Raw genomic sequence first — 23,842 nt, forward strand, 5'->3', positions numbered from 1 at the left:
CCGGGCCCGCCCCCGGGTCCGACCCGCCCGCACCCCCGCCCACCACGGAGAAGACGCCTCCGGCCGTCCGCCAAGAGGCGCCGAAAAAAGTGCCGTTGGGGACCCCGGCACCCCCGTCCGCGCCCCGCTACCCCATGTCACCCGGGAAGGCAAGACATATGACGTCAACACGCCACCGCGACGCCCGGACGGCTAGGCTCGGCGGCGGTACGTCATCCGGGCGACTAGGGGAGGTAGCAGGATGACAGAGGTACGGCCCCCGGTCGCCGCCTCCGCTTCCCTGTGGGAGCGCGACGCCGAGATCGCCGCGGTCACGCGGGCGGTCGACGCCCTCTGCGCGGACCCCTCGTCCCCCGGCGCCCTGCTGGCCCTGCGCGGCGAGGCCGGCCTCGGCAAGACCGCGCTGCTGGCCGAGACCCGCCGCACCGCCGAGGCCCGCGACCTCCCGGTCTGGTCCGCACGCGGCGGCGAGACCCTGCGCAGCGTCCCGTACAACGTGGTACGGCAGTTGCTCCAGCCCGCGCTGATCACCCTGCACCCCGAGGACGCCCGCGACCACCTCGGCGACTGGTACGACATCGCCGGCCCCGCCCTCGGCATCGCCGAGCCCGGCGAGCGGCAGGCCGATCCGCAGGGCGTGTGCGACGGCCTGGTCGCCGTGGTCCGCGGGCTCACCGACCGGGACGGCCCGCTGGTGCTGCTCGTCGACGACGTGCACTGGGCGGACCAGGAGACGCTGCGCTGGCTCGCCGCGCTGGCCGAGCACCTGCGGGACCTGCCCGTGCTGGTCGTGATCGCCTACCGCCCCGACGACGTCACCGAGGACAGCGCCCGGTACCTCGACGCGGCGGTCCGCGCCACCGACGCCCGCACCGCCACGCTCAGCGTCCTCACCCCCGAGGCCACCGCCGGCCTGACCCGGGCCACCCTCGGCCCCGGCGCCGACGCCCCGTTCTGCCGCGAGGTGTGGGCCGTCACCGGCGGCAACCCCTACGACACCGTCGAACTCCTCGCCAAGGTCCGCGACAGCGGCCTCGGACCCGTCGAGGCCAACGCCCCGGAGCTGCGCGAGCTGAACCGCGCCGCGCGCGGCGGCGGCCTCGTCGCCCGCCTGGAGGAACTCGGCATGCACGCCACCAAGTTCGCCCTGGCCGCCGCCGTCCTCGGCACCGGCATCACCATCGACATGGTGGCCCGGCTCGCCACCCTGGACCGCGCCGAGGCCGTGCGCTGCGCCGAACTGCTGCGCGGCGCCCGCATCCTCACCGAACCCGACCCGGCCACCGGACAGGGCGCCGACGACCTGGAGTTCGTCCACCCGCTGATCGCCACCGCGGTCTACGAGTCCATACCCGACGCGCTGCGCCGCGCCATGCACGGCATAGCCGCCCAGCTCGTCACCGACTCCGTCCGGGCTCGGCGCCGCCGCGGCCTCCCGGCATCTGCTCCAGGTCCACCCGGACGACGACGCGGAACTCGTGGAGCAACTGCGCGAGGCCGCCCGCGAGCACCTCGCCGTCGGCGCCCCCGACGCCGCCCGCCGCTGCCTGGAACGGGCCCTGGAGGAGCCGCCGCCGCCCGAGGCCCACGCCCACGTGCTGTACGAGCTGGGCTGCGCCACCCTGCTCACCGCGCCCGCCACGACCATCCGGCACCTGCGCACCGCCCTGGACATGCCGGGTCTGGAAGGCGACGCCCGGGTCGACGCCGTGGTCCGCCTCTCCCAGGCCCTGCTGCACAACGACCAGTTGGAGGAGGCCGTCCGCACCGTCGAGGCCGAGGCCGCGCTGCATCCGCCCGGCCCCGCCCACCTGCGGCTCCGGGCGGTGCAGTACATGTGGGAGGGCATCCACGCCGGTGAGGACGTCTCGCCCGGCCGCTCCGAGCGCCTCGCCGCGCTCGCCCGCACCTGCACCGGCCGGGACAACGCCGAACGCGCCCTGCTGATCCTGCGCGCCTTCGACGCCATGACCCACGGCGAGGACGCCGACGAGGTCGCCGCCCTGTGCGACCGCGCCCTGGTCGACGGCCGCCTCGCGCCGGGCCTCGGCTGGACCGACACCGAGTGGGGCCTGGAACTGCTGATGATGCTGGCCAGCGCCTACGCCTACACCGACCGTCTGGACCGCGCCGAGGCACTCTTCGCCGAGGCCCTGCGCGCGTACGAGACGGCGGGCTGGAGCGGCGGCCACCTCGCCCTCGCCCACGCCTACATCGGGCTCGGCCGGCGCCGGCGGGGCCGGCTCGACGCGGCCGAGGCGTCCCTGCGGGAGTCGCTGCGGCTGGCCGAGCGGGTCGGCCGGGGCCTGCCGCTGTACTGGTCGGCGACCTGCAACCTGGTCGACACGCTGCTCGCCCGCGGCCGGGTCGAGGAAGCCTGGGCCGTCGCCGAGCAGTACGACTTCGCCCCGCCGTACCCGTCCACGATCGTGCTGCCCGACCCCCGTTCCGTCCGGGGCAGACTGCTGCTCGCCGTCGGCCGCACCGAGGACGGTGTCAACGAACTGGAGGACGCGGAGAAGGCCGCCGCCGCGCGGGGCCACCTGAACCCGGTGGTGGTCCCCTGGGCGGTCGACCTCGCCCGCGCCCTCGCGCCGCAGGACCCGGCCCGCGCCGCCCGGCTGCTCTCCGACGCCCGCCGCCGGGCCGAGCGGTTCGGCACCGCCACCGCGAAGGGCGAGGCCCTGCGCTGCGCCGCCGCCCTGGCGACCGGCCGGCGCGCGGTCGATTTGGCCGCCGAGGCGGTGGCCCACCTGGAAGCCTCACCGTGCCAGTACGAGCACGCCGCCGCCCGCGTCGAGTACGGCATCGCCGCCCGCTCGGCGGAGGACCTCAACCACGCCTTGGCCCTCGCCCGCACCTGCGGCGCCGACGGCCTGGCGACCCGAGCGGAGACGGCCCTGCGCGCCGTGGCGGCCCTAAACTGACGGCCGCAGCCGTTCCCGCTCGACATCACGAACACATCGGGGGCATCGCCGCCGACCCCGGACATGTGTGACTCGACCATGAGGGAGAACGGTATGGAGCCATCGGAACTCCACCGCGCGGTCGCGGCAGGACGGGCGACCGCTTCGGAGCTGGGCCTTCAGGCCGACGATGCGATCGTCGTCCACAACTCGGACCGCGTTGTGCTCCGCCTGGTTCCTTGCGATGTTCTGGTTCGGGTCGCACCGTTGGGGCACCTGGCGGATTCCGAGTTCGAAGTGGAAGTCGCTCGCCGGCTCACCGGCGTCGGCACGCCGGTGGCCGAGCTGCAGCGTCGGGTCGAACCCCGGGTCCATGTGCGTGATGCCTTCGCTCTCTCGCTCTGGACCTACTACGAACCCGTGGGATCGCAGATCGCGCCGGCCGACTACGCACACGTGTTCCTGCGGCATCATGCCGCCCTGCGGCGGATCGATCTGGACGCACCGCATGTCACCGACCGAGTCGCCGTGGCACTGAGAGAAGTCGACGACCCGAAGCGGTCTCCCGAACTGCCCGCTTCCGACCGGTCTTTCCTCAGCGACACGCTCAGTGGACTGAGCGCCGCGATCAGCAGCGCCACAACCGACGACCAGCTATTGCACGGCGAGCCTCACCCGGGCAACCTCCTCAACACGAGGAGAGGGCCGCTCTTCGTGGACCTCGCCACCTGCTGCCGTGGGCCGGTCGAGTTCGACCTCGCCCATGCGCCCGAAGACGTGGGACAGCACTACGCGGGGGCCGACCAGGACCTGATCCACCGGTGCCGCGCCCTGAACTGGGCGCTGTTCTCCGCCTGGCGCTGGCGCCGGGACGACCAGATGCCCGACCGGGACCACTGGAGAGGGGAGGGCCTCAACCGGGTTCGTGCCGCGCTCGATCGCTGCGGACCGGGCCGTCTACGGTGAGCACGTCCCCGGTGTGGCGAGGACGCGGTGCCGTCGTTCGCCGCCGCCCTGATGGCCGCCTCGTTCCACTCCGAACACAGGTCGAAGGACACGCTCTGACATGACAGGTCAAAGGCCATGTCCCGAGCTGGCGTTTTCCGCCGGACCTTCCTTGAGACCGGGGCCCCGGCAGCACGCGCTCAGACAACGTTTCAGCAAGCCGCGACCGTATGATCCGAAGGAAACACCTAGGCACCGTCCTCCTCGGCCAGCACCCGCTGCGCCGTGGCGAACGCCGAGTTGGCCGCCGGGACGCCGCAGTACACCGCCGTCTGGAGCAGCGCGGCGCCGATCTCGTCCGGCGTGAGTCCGTTGCGGCGGGCCGCGCGGACGTGCATGGCCAGCTCCTCGTAGTGCCCGTGGGCGACCAGCGCGGTCAGCGTGATCAGGCTGCGCTCCCGGCGCGAGAGGGTCTCGTCGGTCCAGATCTCGCCCCAGGCGTAGCGCGAGATGAAGTCCTGGAACCGGGCCGTGAACGGGGTCTGCCGGGACTGCGCCCGGTCCACGTGCGCGTCGCCGAGCACCTCCCGCCGGACCGCCATGCCCCGCTTGGCACCCCCGCCGAAGTGGCTCCGCAGCGCGGTGAGCACCGCCTCGGGGCGTTCGGCGGGCGCCAGGTGGGAGGCGCCCGGGATCTCCACCAAGGTGGCGTCCGGCACCGCGTCGGCGATCTCCCGCAGGTGCGCGGGCGGGGTCGCCGGGTCGTCCCGGCCGGCGATCAGCAGCGTGGGCACGGAGATGCCGGCGAGCCGGTCGCGCAGGTCGAACGCGGCCAGCGCGTCGCAGCAGGCGGCGTACGCCTCCGGGTCGGCCTCCCGGTGGTCCCGTACCAGCTCGGGGACGGTGAACCCGGGCGTGAACCAGCGGTCGTTCGCGCTCTCCGCGAGCTTCGCCAGCCCCTCCCGGCGTACCAGCTCGGCCCGTTCCCGCCAGGGCTTGGAGCCGTTGAAGTGGGCCGAGGAGCAGATCACCGCCAGTGAGGTGAGCCGCTCGGGGTGGTGGGCGGCCAGGTGCAGGCCGACCGCCCCGCCCAGCGACACGCCCGCGTACGCGAACCGCTCCGCGCTCAGCGAGTCGGCCAGCGCCAGCACCAGGCCGGCCAGGTCGCCGACGGTCGCGCCCGGGGCGATCAGGCCGGCCGCCGAACCGCCGTGCCCGGGCAGGTCCCAGCGGACCACCCGGTGCCCGATGGACAGCTCGGGCGCCACCTTGTCCCACAGGGCGTACGAGGTGCCCAGCGAGGGCCCGAGCAGCAGCGGGGGAGCGGTGGCGGGGCCTTCCGTACGGTGATTGAGCAGGGTCAACGTCGCTCCAGTGCGCGGTCGGTCAGGGCAGCGGCGCTGCCGGTGTAACGGGCGGGGTCGGTGAGGGCGTCGAGGTCCACGTCCGTCAGCTCCGGGACCTCGGCGAGGAGGTCGCCGAGGCTCCGGCCCTCGGTGTAGGTGCGCCGGGCCAGGTCGGTCAGGAGGGCCTTGGCGCGGGCGCGGCCGAGCAGCGGGGCCAGTTCGGCGGAGAGCCGCTCGGAGACGATCAGGCCGTGGGTGAGGCCGAGGTGGGCGCGCATCGCCTCGGGGCGCACGCTCAGGCCCTCGGTGAGGTCGGCGGCGTCGCGGGCCGCGCCGCCGGTCAGCCGGAGCAGGTCGCGCAGCGGCTCCCACTCGGCGTGCCAGGCACCGGCCGGCCGCTCGTCCTCGGCGGCCAGCGCGCCGTACAGCACCGCCGCGAGCTGCGGTGCGCGCCGGGCCGCCGCCGCGATCAGCGTGGACCGTACGGGGTTGGCCTTGTGCGGCATCGCCGACGAGCCGCCGCCGCTGCCCTCCGCCAGCTCGCCGGTCTCGGTCCGGCCGAGCGCGAGGACGTCCGCCGCGATCTTGCCCAGCGCCCCGGCGGTGAACGCCAGGCAGCCCGCGAGGTCGGCGACCGGTGTGCGCAGCGTGTGCCACGGCAGCAGCGGTTCCGCCAGGCCCAGTTCACGGGCGTACGCCCCCGGCAGCGCGGTCGGGTCCCCGGCGCCGTACGCGCCGAACGCGGCGAGGGTGCCGGCGGCGCCGCCCAACTGGGCGGGCAGGCCCGCGCGGACGGCCGCGACCCGGTCCCGGGCGTCCAGCACCAGCGACCGCCACCCGGCCGCCTTCAGCCCGAAGGTGGTCGGCACGGCGTGCTGGGTCAGCGTCCGCCCCGGCATCGCGGTCTCCCGGTGCGCGGCGGCCAGCGCGGCCAGCGCCCGCTCGGTGCGGGCGAGGTCGGCGAGGACCGGCGCCAGGGCGCGCACGGCGACCAGCATGGTGGCCGTGTCCATGATGTCCTGGCTGGTCGCCCCCCGGTGCACGTACGGGCCGTACTCCTCGCCGACCGCCTTCGTCAGGTCGGCGACCAGGGGGATCACCGGGTTGCCGCCGCCGCGCGCCCGCTCGGCGAGCGAGACCGGGTCGAAGCGGTCCGGGTCGGCGGCCTCGGTGACCGCCGTCGCCGCCGCCTCGGGCGCCAGGCCCAGCGTGGCCTGGGCGCGGGTCAGCGCCGCCTCCGCGTCCAGCAGCGCCCGCAGATACGCGCGGTTGCCGGTCGCCTCGGCGGCCGGGGAGCCCGTCCACCCGGGGGCGAGCAGGCTGGTGTCGGTGGCGTCGGATGTCACTGGTACTCCAGGAAGACCGTCTCGCCCTCGCCCTGAAGGCGGATGTCGAAACGGTACGTGCCCGGCCGCTCCTCGGCCGCGATCAGCGTGGCGCGCCGCCCGTCGGGCACCCGGGCGAGCAGCGGGTCGGCGGCCAGCGCCGCGTCGTCGCCGGGCAGGTAGATCCGGGTGAACAGGTGGGTGAGCAGTCCCCGCGCGAACACGCACACGCTCACGTACGGCGCGTTCCGCCCGCGCGCCCCGGGCCGCAGCGTGCGCGCGTACCAGTGCCCGTCGGCGTCGGTCTGGATCCGGCCCCAGCCGGTGAACTCCACGCCGTTGCGCCCCAGATACGTGCCCGCCGCCGGGTCCCGGCGCATCGAGCCGTCGGCCGTCGGCAGGTTGCCGTCCGGGTCCGGGCCCCACAGCTCGATCAGCGCGTCCGGCAGCGGCCGGCCGGCGCCGTCGAGGACGTACCCGTGCACGGTGACCGTGTCCGGGTGGCCCTGCGGGGCGATGTCCTCGCCGCCGCGGAAGGGCAGCGCGTATCCGTAGAACGGGCCGACCGTGTGCGACGGGGTGGGCAGCACGCTCTCCGGCCTGCTTGTGTCGATCTTCGTCATGGCAGGTCAGCGCCCTTCTTCGATCCAGGTGGCGTGCGGCCCGTCGAGCACGATGTCCCAGTGGTAGCCGAGCGAGAACTCCGGCACCGACAAACTGTGGTCGTAGGTCGCGATCAGCCGCTGCCGGGCGGCGTCGTCCGTCACCGACTGCAGGATCGGGTCGTACGGGAACAGCGGGTCGTTGGGGAAGTACATCTGCGTCACCAGCCGCTGGGTGAACGCGGTGCCGAAGACGGAGAAGTGGATGTGGGCCGGCCGCCAGGCGTTGACGTGGTTGCGCCACGGGTAGGGGCCCGGCTGGATCGTGGTGAAGCGGTAGCAGCCGTCGTCGTCGGTGATCGTGCGGCCGGCGCCGGTGAAGTTGGGGTCCAGCGGCGCGTCGTGCTGCTCGCGCTGGTGGGCGTAGCGGCCGGCCGAGTTGGCCTGCCAGATCTCCACCAACTGGCCGCGCACCGGCCGGCCGGCCCGGTCCAGGAGCCGTCCGGAGACGGTGATCCGCTCGCCGATCGGCTCGCCCGCGTGCTGCCGGGTCAGGTCGTTGTCGACCGCGGTCAGGTCGCGCTCCCCGAAGGCGGGGGAGGCCAGCTCGACCAGTTCCGGGTCCTTGGTGACGTCGATGCTGACCGGCGGCTGCTTCGGGTGCCGCAGCACCGAGGAGCGGTACGGCGCGTAGTCGCGGCGCGGGTGGTGCTCGACCGGGGCGCCCGCGGCGACCCGCTTCTCGTACGCGGCGTGCTCGGCGGCGATCTCCGCGTCGATGTCCTGCTGGGTGAGAGTCATGGGGGTTCCCGGTTCCTTATCGTTCCAGGGTGAGGGCGAGGCCCTGGCCGACGCCGATGCAGAGGGTGGCGATGCCGGTGCCGGTGCCCTTGCGGGCGAGCTGGTGGGCGACGGTGCCGGCGAGGCGGGCACCGGAGGCGCCGAGGGGGTGGCCGAGGGCGATGGCGCCGCCCTGCGGGTTGAGGATCGCGGGGTCGAACTCGGGCCACTCGGCGACGCAGCCGAGCACCTGGGCGGCGAACGCCTCGTTCAGCTCCAGCACGTCCAGGTCGGCGAAGGTCTTGCCGGCCTTGGCCAGGGCCCGGTTGACGGCCTCGACGGGGGCCAGGCCGAAGTAGTGCGGGTCCAGGGCGGAGACGCCGGTGGCGGAGATCCGGGCCAGCGGCTCGCGGCCGGTGGCCCTCAGGCCCTCCTCGTCGACGAGGAGCAGGGCGGCGGCGCCGTCGTTCAGCGGCGAGGCGTTCCCGGCGGTGACCGTGCCGTGCTCCGTACGGAAGGACGGCTTCAGCTTGGCCATCGCCTCCAGGGAGGCAGTGGGGCGCACCGACTCGTCGGCGGCGAAGACCACCGGGTCGCCCTTGCGCCGCGGGATGGTGACGGGCGCCAGCTCGGCGTCGAACAGGCCGGCCTCCTGGGCCCGCGCGGCCTTGAGGTGGGAGGCGAGCGCGAACTCGTCCTGCTGCTCGCGGCCGATCTTGTGCTTCTCGGCGATCAGCTCGGCCGACTCGCCCAGCGGGACCGTCCACTGCGGTTCCATCCGGGGGTTGACCATGCGCCAGCCCAGCGTGGTGGAGTACAGCTCGGCGTGCCCGGCCGGGAACGGCTTGTCGCTCTTGGGCAGCACGTACGGGGCCCGGGTCATCGACTCCACGCCGCCGGCCAGGGCGATGTGCGCGTCGCCGAGGGCGATGGCGCGGGCGGCCTGGATCACCGCCTCCAGACCGGAGGCGCAGAGCCGGTTGACGGTGACGCCGGGGACGGAGGTGGGCAGGCCCGCGAGGAGGGCGGCCATGCGGCCGACGTTGCGGTTCTCCTCGCCGGCGCCGTTGGCGTTGCCGAAGTACACGTCCTCGATCCGGGACGGGTCCAGGTCGGGGGTGCGGGCGAGGAGTTCGCGGATGGTGTGCGCGGCGAGGTCGTCGGGGCGGACGCCCGCCAGGGAGCCGTTGTACTTGCCGATCGGGGTGCGGACGGCGTCGACGAGGTAAACCGGGTTCACGACTGGATCTCCTGGGCAACGGTCAGTTTCGCGGCGGTCCTGGCGGTGATCTCCTCGACGGTGACGCCGGGCGCGGTCTCCACCAGCACCAGGCCGCCGTCGGTGACGTCGAGGACACCGAGGTCGGTGATGACCCGGTTCACACAGGCTTTGCCGGTCAACGGCAGCGCGCACTCCTCGACGATCTTCGGGGAGCCGTCCTTGGCGGTGTGCGTCATCACCACGATCACCGTGCGGGCGCCGTGCACCAGGTCCATCGCCCCGCCGATCCCGGTGACCATCTTGCCGGGCACGGCCCAGTTGGCCAGGTCGCCGCGGGCGGAGACCTGCATCGCCCCGAGCACCGCGACGTCGATGTGCCCGCCGCGGATCATGCCGAAGGAGAGCGCCGAGTCGAAGAAGGAGGCGCCGGGCAGCACCGTGACGGTCTCCTTGCCGGCGTTGATCAGGTCGGGGTCGACCCGGTCCTCGGCCGGGTAGGGGCCGGTGCCGAGGATGCCGTTCTCGGACTCCAGGGTGACCTCGACGCCCTCGGGGAGGTAGTTCGGGATCAGCGTCGGCAGACCGATGCCGAGGTTGACGTACTGGCCGTCCGTCAGCTCGCGGGCCGCGCGGGCGGCCATCTCTTCCCGGGTCCAGGCCATCAGTCGTTCACCGTTCCTCGCGCCGGGGCGGCGGAGACCGTCCGCTTCTCGATCTTCTTGTCCGCCGCTTGCTCCGGCGTCAGCGCGATCACCCGCTGCACGAAGACGCCCGGCAGGTGCACCGCGTCCGGGTCGATCTCGCCGGGCTCGACCAGTTCCTCGACCTCGGCGACGGTGACCTTGCCGGCCATGGCGGCCAGGGGGTTGAAGTTCCGGGCGGACTTGTTGAACACCAGGTTCCCGTGCCGGTCGCCCTTGCGGGCCCGGACCAGCGCGAAGTCGGTGCGGATGCCCCGCTCCAGCACGTACTCGGTGCCGTCGAACTCGCGCACCTCCTTGGCCGGGGAGGCCAGCGCGACCCCGCCCTCGCCGTCGTAGCGCCAGGGCAGCCCGCCCTCGGCGACCTGGGTGCCGACCCCGGCCGGGGTGTAGAACGCCGGTATCCCGGCACCGCCGGCCCGCAGCCGCTCGGCGAGCGTGCCCTGCGGGATCAGCTCCACCTCCAGCTCACCGGCCAGGTACTGCCGGGCGAACTCCTTGTTGGCCCCGATGTACGAGCCCGTCACCCGGGCGATCCGGCCGGCGGCCAGCAGCACCGCCAGGCCCGACTCCATCGCGCCGCAGTTGTTGGAGACCACCGACAGGCCGCCGACCCCGCGCTCGTACAGCGCCTGGATCAGTACGTTCGGCACACCGCTCAGTCCGAAACCGCCCACCGCCAGCGATGCGCCCTCAGGCACATCGGCCACCGCCTCCGCGGCGGTGGCCACCACCTTGTCCATCCGAGAAGCCCCATCTCTACGAGCGCCCTGCCGCTGAATTAGTCAGGGCACTGAGTATTTCCGCGAGGTTTCCCACACGCTGCCACCGGTGGGCGTGGCCGTCAAGACCCAGTTGACCAGGGTCTTGTGAGATGCGCCGGTCCCTGACAGGGAGGTGATGGCCGAGTATCGTTCAGTGCACCAACGAATATGATCACGGGAGCGCACATGGCCGCGGTGGATCTCGCCACCCATCCCGGGCACCTGGCCCGGCGGCTCCAGCAGGCGCACTACCTGCTGTGGAACACGATGGTCTCCGAGGAGATCACCTCGCCGCAGTTCGCCGTCCTCAACGCCCTCGTCGCCGAACCGGGCCTGGACCAGCGCACGGTGGGGGAGCGGGTCGGGCTGGACCGCTCCACGATCGCCGAGGTGATCAGCCGGCTGGGCCGCCGCGGGCTGCTGGACAAGGTCCGGGACCCGGGGGACGGCCGCCGCTTCCTGCTCCGCCTCACCGACGAGGGGCTGCGCGTGCACCGCAAGCTGACCGTGCGCACGGCCAGGATGAACCAGGTCTTCCTGGCCCCGCTCTCCGCCGGGGAACAGGCCGTCTTCTTCGACCTCATCCAGCGGGTCGCGGACGCGGCGGAGGGGCTGCGCAACCCGGCGGAGCCGGTGGCGGCGCCCCGCTGACGGGGACGTCCGCGACCCGGCCCGCGCCGGCCCGTGGGCGCGTCAGGACGCGTCCGCGAACACCACCCACACCTGACCGTCGGCGAACCGCATCGGCCCGCCGTCCGCCGCGGTGAACTCCGTACCGCCCTCGGCCGAGCCGCGCCGCCAGGTCGCGGCGTGCGCCCGGCCGCCGCGCAGCACCTCCGCCCGCCCGGAGCCGACCGTCTCGGCGTAGGGCGAGTGGTTGCCCCGGAAGTCGTGCAGCGAGGACGCCCGCACGTCCACGTACTGCACGACCACGGTCGCCGGCGCCAGTCGCTTCCCGCCGGGCGTGACGGCCGGGTCGCCGTCCATGGCGACCAGCCAGCCGTCCCGCTCCGCCGACCAGGTGAAGGTGAACCGGGCCGCCGGGTAGCGCACCGTGCGCGAGGTCTCCGCATGACCGCCCGCCGGGGCCGCGCCGTACCGGAAGCCGGTGGTCAGGGCCGCCGGTCCCGGAGCCGAGGGCAGCAGGGCGCCGGGGTCCAGATACAGGTTGTGCGGGGCGGGCCGGGCGCCGTCGCGGACGTAGGCGCGGGGGTTCTCCTCGGGCGACCGGGGGCGCAGCGGCGCACCGGCGATGCGCGGCAGCAGCTTCTTCTGCGCGCCGGAGAAGGCGAGCACCGGATCGTCGAACTGGCGCAGCAGTTCGAGGTCGGACTCGCGGGCGCTGCGCACCGGCCCGACCGAGGCGGGCAGCGCGGTCGCGTAGAGGGCCATCAGGCGGCTCAGTCCGCCCTCGACCGGCTCCACGTACACCACGTCCGCGGCGTCGAGGCCGGTCTGCGGCCGGGCGGCCGGCACGTTGTCGATCTTCACCGCCAGGAGCGGCCCGGCGGCCCGCGCCTTCCGCGACGGCGCCGCCGACGGCGTGGGCGAGGGCGTCGCCGACTGCCCGGAGTGGTCGGGCGCCCGACCGTCGTCCCGCCCCGGCACCGTCGTACAGCCCGCCGCCAGCAGCGCCGCCACCGCCGCTGTCAGCACCGTCCGTGCTGCGTGTCGCATCCCGACCACCCGCCCGCCTTCTTCGTTCACGATTCTGCGCCTTGTGGCGCATGTGTGGCCATACCCGACTTCTTCTGATACGCGACTGCTGATCGGCTGATCGGACCAGTGATCACGGTTGGGCGGGGGACGCCTCGGGTACCCGGGCGCCGCAAAGGAGCGACGCGCACGGTGACGGAGGGAGCGCGGCACGATGAAGGCTGTGACCTGGCAGGGCAAACGGGACGTACGGGTCGAGGACGTGCCCGACCCGACGATCCAGGAACCGACGGACGCGATCATCCGGGTGACGTCCTCCGGGCTGTGCGGCTCCGACCTGCACCTGTACGAGGTGCTGACGCCGTTCATGACACCCGGCGACATCCTCGGTCACGAGCCGATGGGCATCGTCGAGGAGGTCGGCCCCGAGGTGCCGAACCTCAAGCCGGGCGACCGGGTGGTGGTGCCGTTCCAGATCGCCTGCGGCCACTGCTACATGTGCGGCACCGGCCTGCCCACGCAGTGCGAGACCACCCAGGTCACCGGCGAGGGCATGGGCGCCCCGCTGTTCGGCTACACCCGCCTGTACGGCGCGGTGCCGGGCGGGCAGGCCGAGTACCTGCGCGTCCCGCAGGCCCACTACGGCCCGATCAAGGTGCCCGAGGGCCCGCCGGACGACCGGTACGTCTACCTCTCCGACGTGCTGCCCACCGCCTGGCAGGCGGTCGCCTACGCCGATGTCCCGCAGGGCGGCACCGTCGCCGTGCTCGGCCTCGGCCCGATCGGCGACATGGCCTGCCGGGTCGCCCAGGTCAAGGGCGCCGGACGAGTGTTCGGCGTGGACCTGGTGCCGGAGCGGCTGCGCCGGGCCCGCGAGCGCGGCGTGGAGACGTACGACCTGCGGTCCTTCGACAGCGAGAAGGAACTGGTCCAGGCGATCCGCGACGAGACCGACGGGCGCGGCCCCGACGCCGTGATCGACGCGGTCGGCACCGAGGCGCACGGCAGCGCCGTGGCGAAGCTGGTGCAGCAGGGGGCCGCGGTGCTGCCCCGCAAGATCGGCGGCCCGATGGCGGAACGCTTCAGCGTCGACCGGCTCGCCGCCCTCTACACCGCCATCGACCTGGTGCGGCGCGGCGGCACCATCTCGCTCTCCGGCGTGTACGGCGGCATGGCCGACCCGATGCCGATGCTCACCCTGTTCGACAAGCAGATCCAGATGCGGATGGGGCAGGCCAACGTGCGCCGCTGGAGCGACGACATCCTGCCCTACCTCACCGACGAGGACCCGCTCGGCGTGCACGACTTCGCCACCCACCGGGTGCCGCTCGCCGAGGCCCCGCACGCGTACGAGATGTTCCAGAAGAAGCAGGACGGCGCGGTCAAGGTGCTGATGAAGCCCTGACTCAGGACGGCGGGGCCAGGATCTCCGCGAGGTCGAAGCGGACCGGCTCCGCCAACTGGGCGAAGGTGCAGCTCTCCGGGGTGCGGTCCGGGCGCCAGCGGCGGAACCGGGCGGTGTGCCGGAACCGCGCCCCGTTCTCCATGTGGTCGTACGCCACCTCGGCCACCCGGTCCGGGCGCAGCGGCACCCACGACAGGTCCTTCTTGCCCGACCAGCGGCTCGGCGCCCCCGGCAGCCGGGCCGACGCGTGCGCGGTCTCGTCCCCCCAGGCCGCCCACGGGTGACCGGAGACGTCGTCCAGGCGCAGCGGCTCCAGCTCGGCCACCAGTTCCGCGCGCCGCTTCATGGTGAAGGCCGCGCTGACGCCGACGTGCTGGAGGACGCCCCGGTCGTCGTAGAGGCCGAGCAGCAGCGAGCCGACCACCGGGCCGCTCTTGTGCAGGCGGTACCCGGCCACCACCACGTCCGCCGTCCGCTCGTGCTTGACCTTGAACATCGCCCGCTCGTCCGGCCGGTAGCGCAGATCGAGCGGCTTGGCCACCACCCCGTCCAGGCCCGCCCCCTCGTACTGCTCGAACCAGCGCCGCGCCACCTCGATGTCCGTCGTGGCCGGCGCCAGGTGCACCGGCGCGCGCACCCCCCGCAGGGCCCGCTCCAGCAGCGCCCGCCGGTCGGCCAGCCCCACGTCGAGCAGCGCCTCCCCGTCCAGCGCCAGCAGGTCGAAGGCGACGAACGACGAGGGCGTCCGCTCGGCCAGCATCCGCACCCGGGAGTCGGCCGGATGGATGCGCTCGGTCAGCGCGTCGAAGTCCAGCCGCCCCTCCCGGGCGATCACGATCTCCCCGTCGACCACGCACCGCTGCGGCAACCGCTCCCGCACCGCCGCCACCAGCTCAGGGAAGTACCTGGTCAGCGGCTTGCCGGTACGGCTGCCGAACTCCACCTCGGCCCCGTCCCGGAACACGATCGCCCGGAACCCGTCCCACTTCGCCTCGTACTGCATCCCCGGCGGGATCGACGCCACGGACTTGGCGAGCATCGGCTTCACGGGCGGCATCACGGGGAGGTCCATGGTCCGATTCTGACCGGATGCGTGAGGTATCGCCCGATGTGCGGGGAATGCCCGGTCGGCCTACCGTGGCCGGCATGGGTGAAGCGGTGGAACTGCAGGCGGGCGGCCGGACGGTGCGGCTGTCCAGCCCGGACAAGGTCTTCTTCCCGGAGCACGGCTACACCAAGCTGGACCTGGCCCGCTACTACCAGGCCGTCGCCCCCGGCATCCTGCGCGCCCTGCGGGACCGGCCCACCACCCTGGAGCGCTACCCGGACGGCATCACCGGCGAGTGGTTCTACCAGAAGCGCGCGCCCAAGGGGATGCCGGACTGGATCCCCACCGCGCACATCACCTTCCCCAGCGGACGCAGCGCCGACGAGATGTGCCCCACCGAGGAGGCCGCGGTGCTGTGGGCCGCCCAGTACGGCACCCTCACCTTCCACCCCTGGCCGGTCCGCCGCGGCGACGTCGACCACCCCGACGAACTCCGCCTCGACCTCGACCCGCAGCCCGGCACCGACTACGACGACGCGGTGCGGGCCGCGCACGCACTGCGGGAGGTGCTGGACGAGTTCGGGGGGCTGCGCGGCTGGCCCAAGACCTCCGGCGGACGCGGGCTGCACGTCTTCGTGCCCATCGAGCCGCGCTGGACCTTCACCCAGGTGCGGCGGGCCGCCATCGCCGCCGGACGGGAACTGGAGCGGCGGATGCCGGAGCGGGTCACCACCAAGTGGTGGAAGGAGGAGCGCGGCGAGCGGATCTTCGTGGACTACAACCAGACCGCCCGGGACCGCACCATCGCCTCCGCCTACTCCGTCCGTCCCCGCCCGCACGCCCCCGTCTCCGCGCCGCTGACCTGGGACGAGGTGGGGGTGGCGCACCCGGCGGACTTCGACATCACGACCATGCCCGCGCGCTTCGCCGAACTCGGCGACCTGCACGCGGACATGGACGAGCACGCCTACTCCCTCGACGCCCTGCTGGAGCTGGCGACGCGGGACGAGCACGAGCACGGGCTCGGCGATCTGCCGTACCCGCCCGAGTATCCGAAGATGCCGGGGGAACCCAGGCGGGTACAGCCGAGCCGGGCGAGGAAGCCCCGCCCTACAGCTCCTTGATCCGGACGTCCCGGTAGGAGACCACGTCCGTCGTGCTGTGCACCTGGAGGCCGACGTAACCGGAGGCGAACCGCCGTCCGTCGGTGCCCGGGTCGTCCGACCGCGGCGGCTCGAAGACCTGGCCGCCGGTGTTGTCGAACTCGTTGATCAGCACGCCGTTGCGGTACACCGAGTAGTGCTGGTCGACCACCCGGATCTCGTAGTCGTTCCAGGTGCCCTTCTGGGTCACCCCCGCGCCCGCGAGCCCGACCCGGTCGAAGCCGTACACCGACCCGGTCTTGTACATGTCGCCGGTGGGGCTGTCGAACTCCTGGATCTCGTGCCCGTACTTGATCGCGACCCACTCCGGCCGCGACTCCTCCGGGTGGTCGTGGACCCACGGGAAGCGCACGAACACCCCGGAGTTGGCGTTGCCGGTGCCCGGGGCGTCGTCCCGCCACTGGAGCTTCAGCGAGAAGTCGCCGTACTTGCGCTCGGGGAACCACAGCATGCCCATGCCCGGGGTGGTGGCGGAGGAGGTGATCGACCCGTCCGGGTTCAGCCCGAACGAACCGCCGCCCACCTGCTCCCACCGGGCCAACGACTCCTGGGTGCCGTCCAGGATCGTGCGGTAGCCCTCGGTCTGGCCGGGCTTGCCGATCCCGGAGGCGCGGGCGGCCTGGTTGATCGCCCTGTACTCGCGCCCGTCGATCACGCCCTCGGTGCGCAGGGCGTCCAGCACCTCCCGTACGTGCTTGAGGAAGAGCTGGTGGGAGGTCCACTCCTTCTCGTCCTCGATCAGCTCACCGATCCGGCACCGGTTGTTCGTCACCCGGTTGGGCACGCCCGAGTCGACGGTGCCGACGATCACCGTCAGCCGCTCGTCGTACTCCGGGCAGGGCGGCGCCGGGACCCCGCCGCCGGCCACCACCGTGAAGCTCACGGTGCCGGCCGCCGAGGTGTTGCCCGCCTTGTCGCTCGCCCGGTAGGCGACGGTGTGCCGCCCGGCCCGGTCCACCACCACGGGCGCGGTGTACGCCAGGTAGGGGCCGCCGTCCAGCGAGTACTCGATGCCCGCGAGCCCCGAGCCGCCGTCGTCGGTGGCGCTGACGGTCACCGTGGCGCGGCCGACGTACGCGCCGTCCGCGTTGCGGGTGCCGTCCACGGTGGCGCCGGTCACCGGCGGGGTGGTGTCCTCCGGAGGCGTGGCGACCACCGTGAATTGCACGCTCTTGGCCGCCGCCACGTTGCCGGCCTTGTCGGTGGCGCGGTAGCGCACGGTGTGGGTGCCCACCTGGTGCACCATGACCGGCCCGGTGTACGCCTGCCAGGCACCGTCCCCGACCGCGTACTCGATGGTGTTGACGCCGGACCCGGTGTCGGAGGCGGTGACGGTCACCGTCGCCATGTCCAGGTACGCCCCGTCGGCGTTCCGCTCGCCGTCCACCGTCGCCGAGGTCTCCGGCGCGGTGGTGTCCTCGGTCGGCGGCGCCACCACGGTGAACGTCACGCTCTTCTCGGCGGCGGCGTTGCCCGCCTTGTCGAACGCCCGGTAGCGCACGGTGTGCTCACCGACCTGGTCGATCACGACCGGGGCGGTGTACGGCTGCCAGGCGCCGTCCGCGCCGATCGCGTACTCGATCCGGTCCACGCCGGAGCCCGCGTCGGTGGCGCTGACCGCGACGCTCGCCGAACCGACGTACGCGCCCGCCGCGTTCCGGGTGCCGGACACCTCCGCCGCCGTCTCGGGCGCGGTGGTGTCCTCGCCGCCGCCCTCGGTGACCACCAGCACGCCCTTCATCTCCCCGTGGCCGGGGATCGTGCAGTGGTACAGGTAGCGGCCGGGGCTGAGGGTGACCTCGGCGGTGTGCCTGCCGCCCTGGTCGTCGAAGGGGTTGGCCAGGATGTTGAGCTGTACGTCGCTGTTGTACGCGGGATCGCTGGTCACGAAGGTGAGCGTGTGCGGCATCCCGGTGGTGTTGCCGGTCGCCTCGCTGTTCTCGAAGACGATCGTGGCCGGACCCGCCACCGCCGTCTGGGGCGCCGACGTGTACCGGGTGATGTCGTTGCCCGCCGTCCAGGTGAGCACCTGGTCGGCCTGGGCGGAGCTGCCGGCCTGCTGCCCGACGGCCGTCGTCTGCAGGCCGAGCACCATCAGCAGGCCCGCCAGCAGGGCGGCCCACACGCTTCGCTGCCGTTTCACCGCGTCCCCCTCGCCAACTGTCCGGCGGCCGGGGTCGGCCCGCCGCCCGTGTAGGTGACCCGCCACAGCGCCGACTTGGCGTCCGAGGTGAAGAAGCCGCGCCCGTAGTCCAGCACGTACAGCGACCCGTCCGGACCGAACTTCCAGTCCATCAGGTTCTTGATGCCGTCGTTGCCGACCGGCACGATCTTCTTCAGCGACTCCGAGTGCACCGGCAGTCCGCCGTCGCCTTGCGTCGCCGGGTCCATCAGCACCGCGTTGCGCGGCTGGTCGGCGTCGTAGAAGTCACCGACGAACCACTTGCCGTCCCAGTACCGCGGCCACTTCACCGCGCTGTCGGCGGCGGCGTCGTAGCGGTAGACCGGCCCGTCCATCGCGGCCTGCCCGCCGCCCTTGAGCCACGGCAGCTTGTAGGTGGCCTCCTCCTTCCGGTACGAGGGCACCCCGTTCTCGTCGCGCGGGAAGTCGGGGCCGCCGCCGTCCGGGCTGTACCAGATGTTGTTGCCGGTCACCGGCGGCAGGTTGACCAGGCCGTCGTTGTTCGGCGACTCGTTCTTCGGGTGGTCGCAGTCGTACCAGCCCAGCGGCTTCGACGGGTCCGGCAGGTTCCGGTCCCGGTACGGCTGCTTGTTGCCCATGCAGTACGGCCAGCCCCGGTTGCTCGCCTTGGTGATCACCGCGAAGGTGTCGTACTTGGCCGGCCCCCAGGTCGGCGAGGGACTGCCGGCGTCCGGGCCGACCCAGCCCGCGTAGAGGGTGTCGGTCGCCTTGTCCACGGAGATCCGGGCCGGGTTGCGCACGCCCATGACGTAGATCTCGCCGCGGGTCTTGCCGCCGCCCTCGGCGGTCTCCTTGCCGGTGAACAGGTTGCCCTCGGGCAGCGTGTACGTGCCGTCCGGCTCCGGGTGGATGCGCAGGATCTTGCCGTTGAGGTTGTTGGTGTTGCCGGCGGTGCGGCGCGCGTCGGCGAAGGAGACGCCCTTGAAGTTCGGCTCCGGGTTGTTGCCCGAGTAGCCGTCGCTGAAGCCGCTGGAGTTGTTGTCGCCGGTGGCGATGTAGAGGTTGCCCTTGGAGTCCCAGGCCATTCCGCCGCCCGCGTGGCAGCAACTGTGGATCTGCACCGGCCACTTCAGCAGCACCTTCTCGCTGCCGAGGTCCAGCTTGTCCGTGGCCCGGTCGAGGGTGAAGCGGGAGACCCGCCGCTCGGCCATGTGCGTGTCCCGGTTGATCCGCGAGTGGGGTGTGTAGTGCAGATACACCCACCCGTTCTGTTCGAAGGCCGGATCGAGCTCGATGCCGAGCAGGCCCTCCTCGACCTTGGTCAGCTCGTCGCCGCCGCCCTTGTTGCCGAAGACGGTCAGCTCACCGGCGAGCGTGACCTTCTTGGTCGCCGGGTCGTAGACGTGGATCTGGCCCTTGCCCTTGCCGATGTCCGGGTCGTTCCAGTCGGTGATCACCGGCTGGGAGGAGTCCGCGCCGCCCCGGCCGATGTAGAAGACCCGGCCGTCGGGGGCGGTGACCATGCCGTGCGGCTCGCCGATCTGGTCGTTCTGGCCGGGCTGGTTGGGCTGGGTGAGCCGCTCGGCCTTGTAGTTGCCGGTGATGGTGGCCTTGCAGTCGGCCCGCACGAGCCGGGTGGTCCACAGCAGGGCGCCGCGCAGATGGGCGCGGAAGTCGGTCTCGTCGTACGAGGACACCGTGCCGCCCATGCCGGTGTAGAAGGACCGGCCGCCGTCGTAGTCCCGGCACCAACTGACCGGGTGGTCCCAGCCGTTGGCGCTCGACCCCGGCTGGTACGTCGACTCGCGCACCCGGGCGACGGTGTGCACGTCACCGCTGGGGTTCCGCTGCCAGTTCAGCCACTTGTCGGGCCGCTTCCACTGCACCGGCAGGTCCTTGGTGGCCGGATGCAGCCGGTCGCCGACCTCGACGGTGGCCCGCTGGACGGCGCTCGGGCTCCCGGCCGCCGGGCGGGCGCCGACCAGACCGGTGAACCAGTCCGAGTACGGCTCCGCGCGGGCCGCGTCATGGATGCCGAGGAAGCCGCCGCCGGCCTCCATGTACGCCTCCAGGCCCGCCTCCTGCTCCGGGTCCAGCACATCGCCGCCGCCGGTGAGGAACACGACGGCGTTGAACCGGCCGAGCCGTTTCTCGTTGGTGAACACCGACGCGTCGTCGGTGGCGGTGACGGTGAAGCGCTGGTCCGCCGGGCCGGACAGCCCGATCTTCTCGATGGCCGCGATCCCGGCGTCGACCACCGGGGACTCCTCGCCGGAGGCGGCGGAGCCGTAGAAGATCAGAACGCGTACCTCGGCGCCGCCCGGCGGCGACTTGATCGACATCGTTGTCAGTGACGGGTCCGGCGCCGGGCGGGCACCGGCCGCTGGGGCCGACAGCAGCCCCGCGGCCAGCAGCCCGGCGGTCAGCGAAGCCGCCCCGGCCCGTCTGCGCAGACGTACGGACCTGTGGTGCACGGGCTCGTGATGCGATGAGAACCGCACGCGGTCACCCACCCCTCCTCGGTCGCAGCAACAGCGCCAAGGAAGCTAGACCTCTTTGCACGGTTCGCCAATAGGTATGACCGGGATCGAACGAACTTTGTCCTGAGTGTGGATAAACGGCGCGAGGGCCGCTACGGTCGCACAGGTTCCACACAGCACAACACGGCACGGCACGGCACGGCGACGGCATGGCACATTCCTTACCAGGGTGGGGAGTTCGGCATGGACAGACGCGGCTTCAACCGGCGGGTGCTGCTGGGCGGCGCGGCCGTCGCGACATCGCTGTCGCTGGCGCCGGAGTCCGCCGGGGCCCCCGCGCCCGCCGACCCGGTGCGGACGGCCCCGGCCGGGGGCGAGGTCCGGCACCTGAAGATGTACGCCGAGAAGCTGCCCGACGGGCAGATGGGCTACGGCTTCGAGAAGGGCAAGGCGACCGTGCCCGGCCCGCTGATCGAGCTCAACGAGGGCGACACCGCGCACATCGAGTTCGAGAACACCATGGACGTCCCGGTCAGCCTGCATGTGCACGGCCTGGACTACGAGATCTCCAGCGACGGCACCAAGCTCAACAAGAGCGACGTCCAGCCCGGCGACACCCGCACCTACACCTGGCGCACCCACAAGCCGGGCCGGCGCGCGGACGGCACCTGGCGCTCGGGCAGCGCGGGCTACTGGCACTACCACGACCATGTGGTGGGCACCGAGCACGGCACCGGCGGTCTGCGCAAGGGGCTGTTCGGGCCGGTGATCGTGCGCCGCAAGGGCGACATCCTGCCGGACGCCACGCACACGGTCGTCTTCAACGACATGCTGATCAACAACCGGCCCGCGCACTCGGGGCCGGACTTCGAGGCCACCGTGGGCGACCGGGTCGAGTTCATCGTGATCACGCACGGCGAGTTCTACCACACCTTCCACCTGCACGGTCACCGCTGGGCGGACAACCGCACCGGCCTGCTCACCGGCCCCGACGACCCCAGCCAGGTCATCGACAACAAGATCACCGGGCCCGCCGACTCCTTCGGCTTCCAGGTGATCGCGGGGGAGGGGGTGGGCGCCGGGGCGTGGATGTACCACTGCCATGTGCAGAGCCACTCCGACATGGGGATGGTGGGCCTGTTCCTGGTGAAGAAGACGGACGGCACGATTCCCGGTTACGACCCGCACGAGCACCACCACTGACCGTTCCGCCTCCACCTCGGCGCCGGCGGCCCGCGGCTATCCTGATCCGCAGTCGCCGAGGAGGAGCCCCAGTGAGCGAGACCGCACCGCGTCCCACGCTGGAGGCGGTGGCCGCTCGGGCCGGTGTCTCGCGGGCCACCGTCTCCCGGGTGGTGAACGGCGCCGCCGGCGTCCGGGAGGCCCTGGTGGAGAAGGTCCGCCGCGCGGTCGAGGAACTCGGCTACGTCCCCAACCAGGCCGCCCGATCCCTGGTGACCCGGCGGCACGACGCGGTCGCCGTGGTCGTCGCCGAACCCGAGTCCCGGGTCTTCGCCGACCCCTTCTTCGCCCTGCAACTGCGCGGCATCAGCAAGGAACTCACCGCCCACGACAACCAGCTCGTGCTGCTGCTCACCGAGGGCCGCGAGGACCACGCCCGGGTCGCCCGCTACCTCGCCGGCGGGCATGTCGACGGCGCGCTCGTGTTCTCCCTGCACCTCGACGACCCGCTGCCCGCCCTGATCCGGCGGGCCGGGGTGCCCACCGTGTTCGGCGGACGGCCGGGCTGGGACGACGACGGCGGCGGCGGCGAGGTCCGGTACGTGGACAGCGACAACCGGGGCGGCGCGCGTGCCGCGGTACGGCATCTCGTGGCGCTCGGACGGACCCGGATCGCGCACATCACCGGCCCCCTGGACCAGACCTCGGCGGCCGACCGGCTGGCCGGGTACCGGGATGTCGTGGGGGAGGCCGGACCGGGTCAGGTGGCGTCCGTGGTCACGGCGGGGGAGGCCGGTCCGGGGCCGGCGGCGTCCGGGGACGCGGCGGGACAGGCGGCCGGCCCGGGGCTGGTGGCGCGCGGGGACTTCACGCCGGGCGGCGGTGAGCGGGCGATGCGGGAGCTGCTCGACCGGTGCCCCGGGCTGGACGCGGTCTTCGCGGCCAACGACCTCAGCGCCGCGGGCGCCCTGCGGGTGCTGCGCGAGCGGGGCCGGCGGGTCCCGGAGGACGTGGCGGTGGTCGGCTTCGACGACATGCTGCCCCTCGCCGAGCAGACCGACCCGGCGCTGACGACGGTCCGTCAGGACATCGAGCGCATGGGCCGCCTGATGACCCGGCTGCTGCTGGGCCTGGAGGCACCGGAGCGCACCCACGGCACGACCGGGGAACGGGGGCCGGGCGCGCCCCTGTCGGGCACCGTCCTGCCCACCACCCTGATCCGCCGGGCCTCGGCCTGACGGACCCCGGGGATCGCAGCTCTCGCCTCCGGAGGCGTCCCCTACCTCCCCGCCGGGTCCGGTCTGAGCACCGCGAAGCGCGCCCCGTACGGATCGGCCAGCCGGGCCAGCCGGCCGGCACCCGGCACGTCCGTCGCCGGGAAGTGGACGGCGCCGCCCAGCTCGCGGGCGCGGGCCACCGCCGCGTCGGTGTCGGTGACCGCGAAGTACGGCAGCCAGTGGGCGGCCGTCTCCGCCGGGTCGCCGGTGAGCGGCACGACCCCGCCGAACACGCCGTCCTCGCCCGCCCCCTCGGGGTTGACGCAGGTGTAGGTGCCGCCGGGGAAGGCGGCGGCGGAGGTCTCCAGCCCCAGCACGGCGTGGTAGTGCGCGGCGGCCGCCGCGATGTCCGCCGTCCACAGCTCGACCCAGCTCAGCGCGCCCGGCTCCCCGGCCCGGTCCAGCCCCGCGCGCCGCCCCGCCTGCCACACGCCGTACGGCACCCCCGCCCGGTCGGCGAGGACCGCCCGTACTCCCTGGTCCGGGACGGCGGTCGGGCGTACCAGCACCCGGCCCCGGGCCCGCTGGGCGGCCTTGGCGCTCTCCTCGGCGTCGGGGGAGGCGAAGTACACCGTCCAGGACGGCGGCCCCTGCCCGGGACCGACCCGGCTGCCCCCGGCCACCGCGGCGCCGTCCAACCGGAAGACGCCGTCGCCCCCGGCACCGGGGTCCGCCGGGTGGAACCGCCAGCCGAAGAGGCCGCCGTAGAAGGCGGCGGCGCCGTCGAGGTCCGGGGTGGAGACGTCGATCCAGTTCGGAGCGCCGGTGACGAATCGGGTGGTGAGCATCTTCGCCCTCCTCGGAAGGGTCCCGTTGCCTGCTCCGCCGAGTCTCGCACCGCCCACTGACAATCGCCGCCCGGCGCCGTACCGCGCGCCGCCGTGCGTCCCGGGTGCC

The 23,842-nt window shown here is 73.3% G+C and carries 18 protein-coding genes and 1 pseudogene; 7 read left to right on the forward strand and 12 right to left on the reverse strand.

Annotated elements, in window-relative coordinates; translation table 11 throughout:
* Positions 1-241 precede the first annotated feature (241 nt).
* Together IE316_RS16690 and IE316_RS16695 are read left to right on the forward strand one after the other, a co-directional pair.
* Positions 242-2,927 (forward strand): annotated as a pseudogene (locus tag IE316_RS16690) (ATP-binding protein).
* A 93-nt stretch (positions 2,928-3,020) separates the two neighbouring features.
* Positions 3,021-3,872: a phosphotransferase gene (locus IE316_RS16695; RefSeq protein WP_190205148.1), complete on the forward strand. Its 852-nt coding sequence runs from the start codon at positions 3,021-3,023 to the stop codon at positions 3,870-3,872.
* Positions 3,873-4,099: 227 nt separating this feature from the next.
* Here IE316_RS16695 and pcaDC read toward each other — a convergent pair whose 3' ends face one another.
* The 7 genes from pcaDC to IE316_RS16730 are packed head-to-tail and all read right to left on the reverse strand — an operon-like array spanning position 4,100 to position 10,570.
* Positions 4,100-5,215, reverse strand: coding sequence for a bifunctional 3-oxoadipate enol-lactonase/4-carboxymuconolactone decarboxylase PcaDC (gene pcaDC / locus IE316_RS16700; RefSeq protein ID WP_190205149.1), 1,116 nt, complete (start codon positions 5,213-5,215; stop codon positions 4,100-4,102).
* Positions 5,212-6,543: a 3-carboxy-cis,cis-muconate cycloisomerase gene (gene pcaB / locus IE316_RS16705; RefSeq protein ID WP_190205150.1), complete on the reverse strand. Its 1,332-nt coding sequence runs from the start codon at positions 6,541-6,543 to the stop codon at positions 5,212-5,214. Before pcaB ends, pcaDC begins: the two co-directional genes overlap by 4 nt.
* Entirely contained in the window at positions 6,540-7,145 is a 606-nt protein-coding gene (gene pcaG / locus IE316_RS16710; RefSeq protein ID WP_190205151.1) for a protocatechuate 3,4-dioxygenase subunit alpha, read from the reverse strand. The genes pcaB and pcaG overlap by 4 nt, the downstream gene beginning before the upstream one ends.
* Positions 7,146-7,151: 6 nt before the next feature.
* Positions 7,152-7,925 carry a protocatechuate 3,4-dioxygenase subunit beta gene (pcaH, locus tag IE316_RS16715; RefSeq protein WP_190205152.1) on the reverse strand — a complete coding sequence of 258 codons (774 nt, stop codon included), beginning with the start codon at positions 7,923-7,925 and terminating at the stop codon, positions 7,152-7,154.
* 16 nt (positions 7,926-7,941) lie between these two features.
* The gene (locus IE316_RS16720; RefSeq protein ID WP_190205153.1) at positions 7,942-9,144 is read right to left on the reverse strand and encodes a thiolase family protein; all 1,203 of its coding nucleotides are present in this window, start codon (positions 9,142-9,144) and stop codon (positions 7,942-7,944) included.
* On the reverse strand, positions 9,141-9,788 hold the full coding sequence (locus tag IE316_RS16725) for a CoA transferase subunit B (RefSeq protein ID WP_190205154.1): 648 nt from the start codon (positions 9,786-9,788) through the stop codon (positions 9,141-9,143). Before IE316_RS16725 ends, IE316_RS16720 begins: the two co-directional genes overlap by 4 nt.
* On the reverse strand, positions 9,788-10,570 hold the full coding sequence (locus tag IE316_RS16730; RefSeq protein WP_190205155.1) for a CoA transferase subunit A: 783 nt from the start codon (positions 10,568-10,570) through the stop codon (positions 9,788-9,790). Before IE316_RS16730 ends, IE316_RS16725 begins: the two co-directional genes overlap by 1 nt.
* Before the next feature lie 207 nt (positions 10,571-10,777).
* Between IE316_RS16730 and IE316_RS16735 the strand changes: the two genes are divergently transcribed.
* The gene (locus tag IE316_RS16735; protein WP_190205156.1) at positions 10,778-11,242 is read left to right on the forward strand and encodes a MarR family winged helix-turn-helix transcriptional regulator; all 465 of its coding nucleotides are present in this window, start codon (positions 10,778-10,780) and stop codon (positions 11,240-11,242) included.
* Between the two features lie 42 nt (positions 11,243-11,284).
* On the opposite strand, the gene IE316_RS16740 is transcribed toward IE316_RS16735, so the two are convergent.
* A complete protein-coding gene (locus IE316_RS16740; protein WP_190205157.1) occupies positions 11,285-12,268 on the reverse strand; it encodes a DUF3048 domain-containing protein in 984 nt (327 codons plus the stop codon).
* A 193-nt stretch (positions 12,269-12,461) separates the two neighbouring features.
* Here IE316_RS16740 and IE316_RS16745 point away from each other — a divergent pair, with 193 nt between their 5' ends.
* Positions 12,462-13,652, forward strand: a complete 1,191-nt coding sequence (locus IE316_RS16745) for a zinc-dependent alcohol dehydrogenase (protein ID WP_190205158.1) — start codon at positions 12,462-12,464, stop codon at positions 13,650-13,652.
* A gap of 1 nt (position 13,653) precedes the next feature.
* On the opposite strand, the gene IE316_RS16750 is transcribed toward IE316_RS16745, so the two are convergent.
* Positions 13,654-14,724 (reverse strand): ATP-dependent DNA ligase, encoded by a 1,071-nt coding sequence (locus IE316_RS16750; RefSeq protein ID WP_190205159.1) that lies wholly within the window; start codon positions 14,722-14,724, stop codon positions 13,654-13,656.
* 74 nt (positions 14,725-14,798) lie between these two features.
* Here IE316_RS16750 and ligD point away from each other — a divergent pair, with 74 nt between their 5' ends.
* Positions 14,799-15,824: a non-homologous end-joining DNA ligase gene (gene ligD, locus IE316_RS16755; RefSeq protein WP_190205160.1), complete on the forward strand. Its 1,026-nt coding sequence runs from the start codon at positions 14,799-14,801 to the stop codon at positions 15,822-15,824.
* Here ligD and IE316_RS16760 read toward each other — a convergent pair.
* Both IE316_RS16760 and IE316_RS16765 read right to left on the reverse strand, forming a co-directional pair.
* Entirely contained in the window at positions 15,811-17,988 is a 2,178-nt protein-coding gene (locus IE316_RS16760; protein ID WP_190205407.1) for an OmpL47-type beta-barrel domain-containing protein, read from the reverse strand. The two genes, ligD and IE316_RS16760, sit on opposite strands and share 14 nt — an antisense overlap.
* Positions 17,989-18,002: 14 nt before the next feature.
* Positions 18,003-20,480: a ThuA domain-containing protein gene (locus IE316_RS16765; protein ID WP_373311218.1), complete on the reverse strand. Its 2,478-nt coding sequence runs from the start codon at positions 20,478-20,480 to the stop codon at positions 18,003-18,005.
* A gap of 249 nt (positions 20,481-20,729) precedes the next feature.
* On the opposite strand from IE316_RS16765, the gene IE316_RS16770 reads away from it, so the two are divergent.
* Together IE316_RS16770 and IE316_RS16775 are read left to right on the forward strand one after the other, a co-directional pair.
* Positions 20,730-21,689: a multicopper oxidase domain-containing protein gene (locus tag IE316_RS16770; RefSeq protein ID WP_190205161.1), complete on the forward strand. Its 960-nt coding sequence runs from the start codon at positions 20,730-20,732 to the stop codon at positions 21,687-21,689.
* Positions 21,690-21,760: 71 nt separating this feature from the next.
* Entirely contained in the window at positions 21,761-22,906 is a 1,146-nt protein-coding gene (locus IE316_RS16775) for a LacI family DNA-binding transcriptional regulator (protein ID WP_190205162.1), read from the forward strand.
* A gap of 41 nt (positions 22,907-22,947) precedes the next feature.
* Here IE316_RS16775 and IE316_RS16780 read toward each other — a convergent pair whose 3' ends face one another.
* A complete protein-coding gene (locus IE316_RS16780; protein ID WP_190205163.1) occupies positions 22,948-23,733 on the reverse strand; it encodes a VOC family protein in 786 nt (261 codons plus the stop codon).
* Positions 23,734-23,842: the final 109 nt, after the last annotated feature.

This window comes from Streptomyces fumanus (assembly GCF_014655295.1).
In the GTDB taxonomy this organism is placed as follows: Bacteria; Actinomycetota; Actinomycetes; order Streptomycetales; family Streptomycetaceae; genus Streptomyces; species Streptomyces fumanus.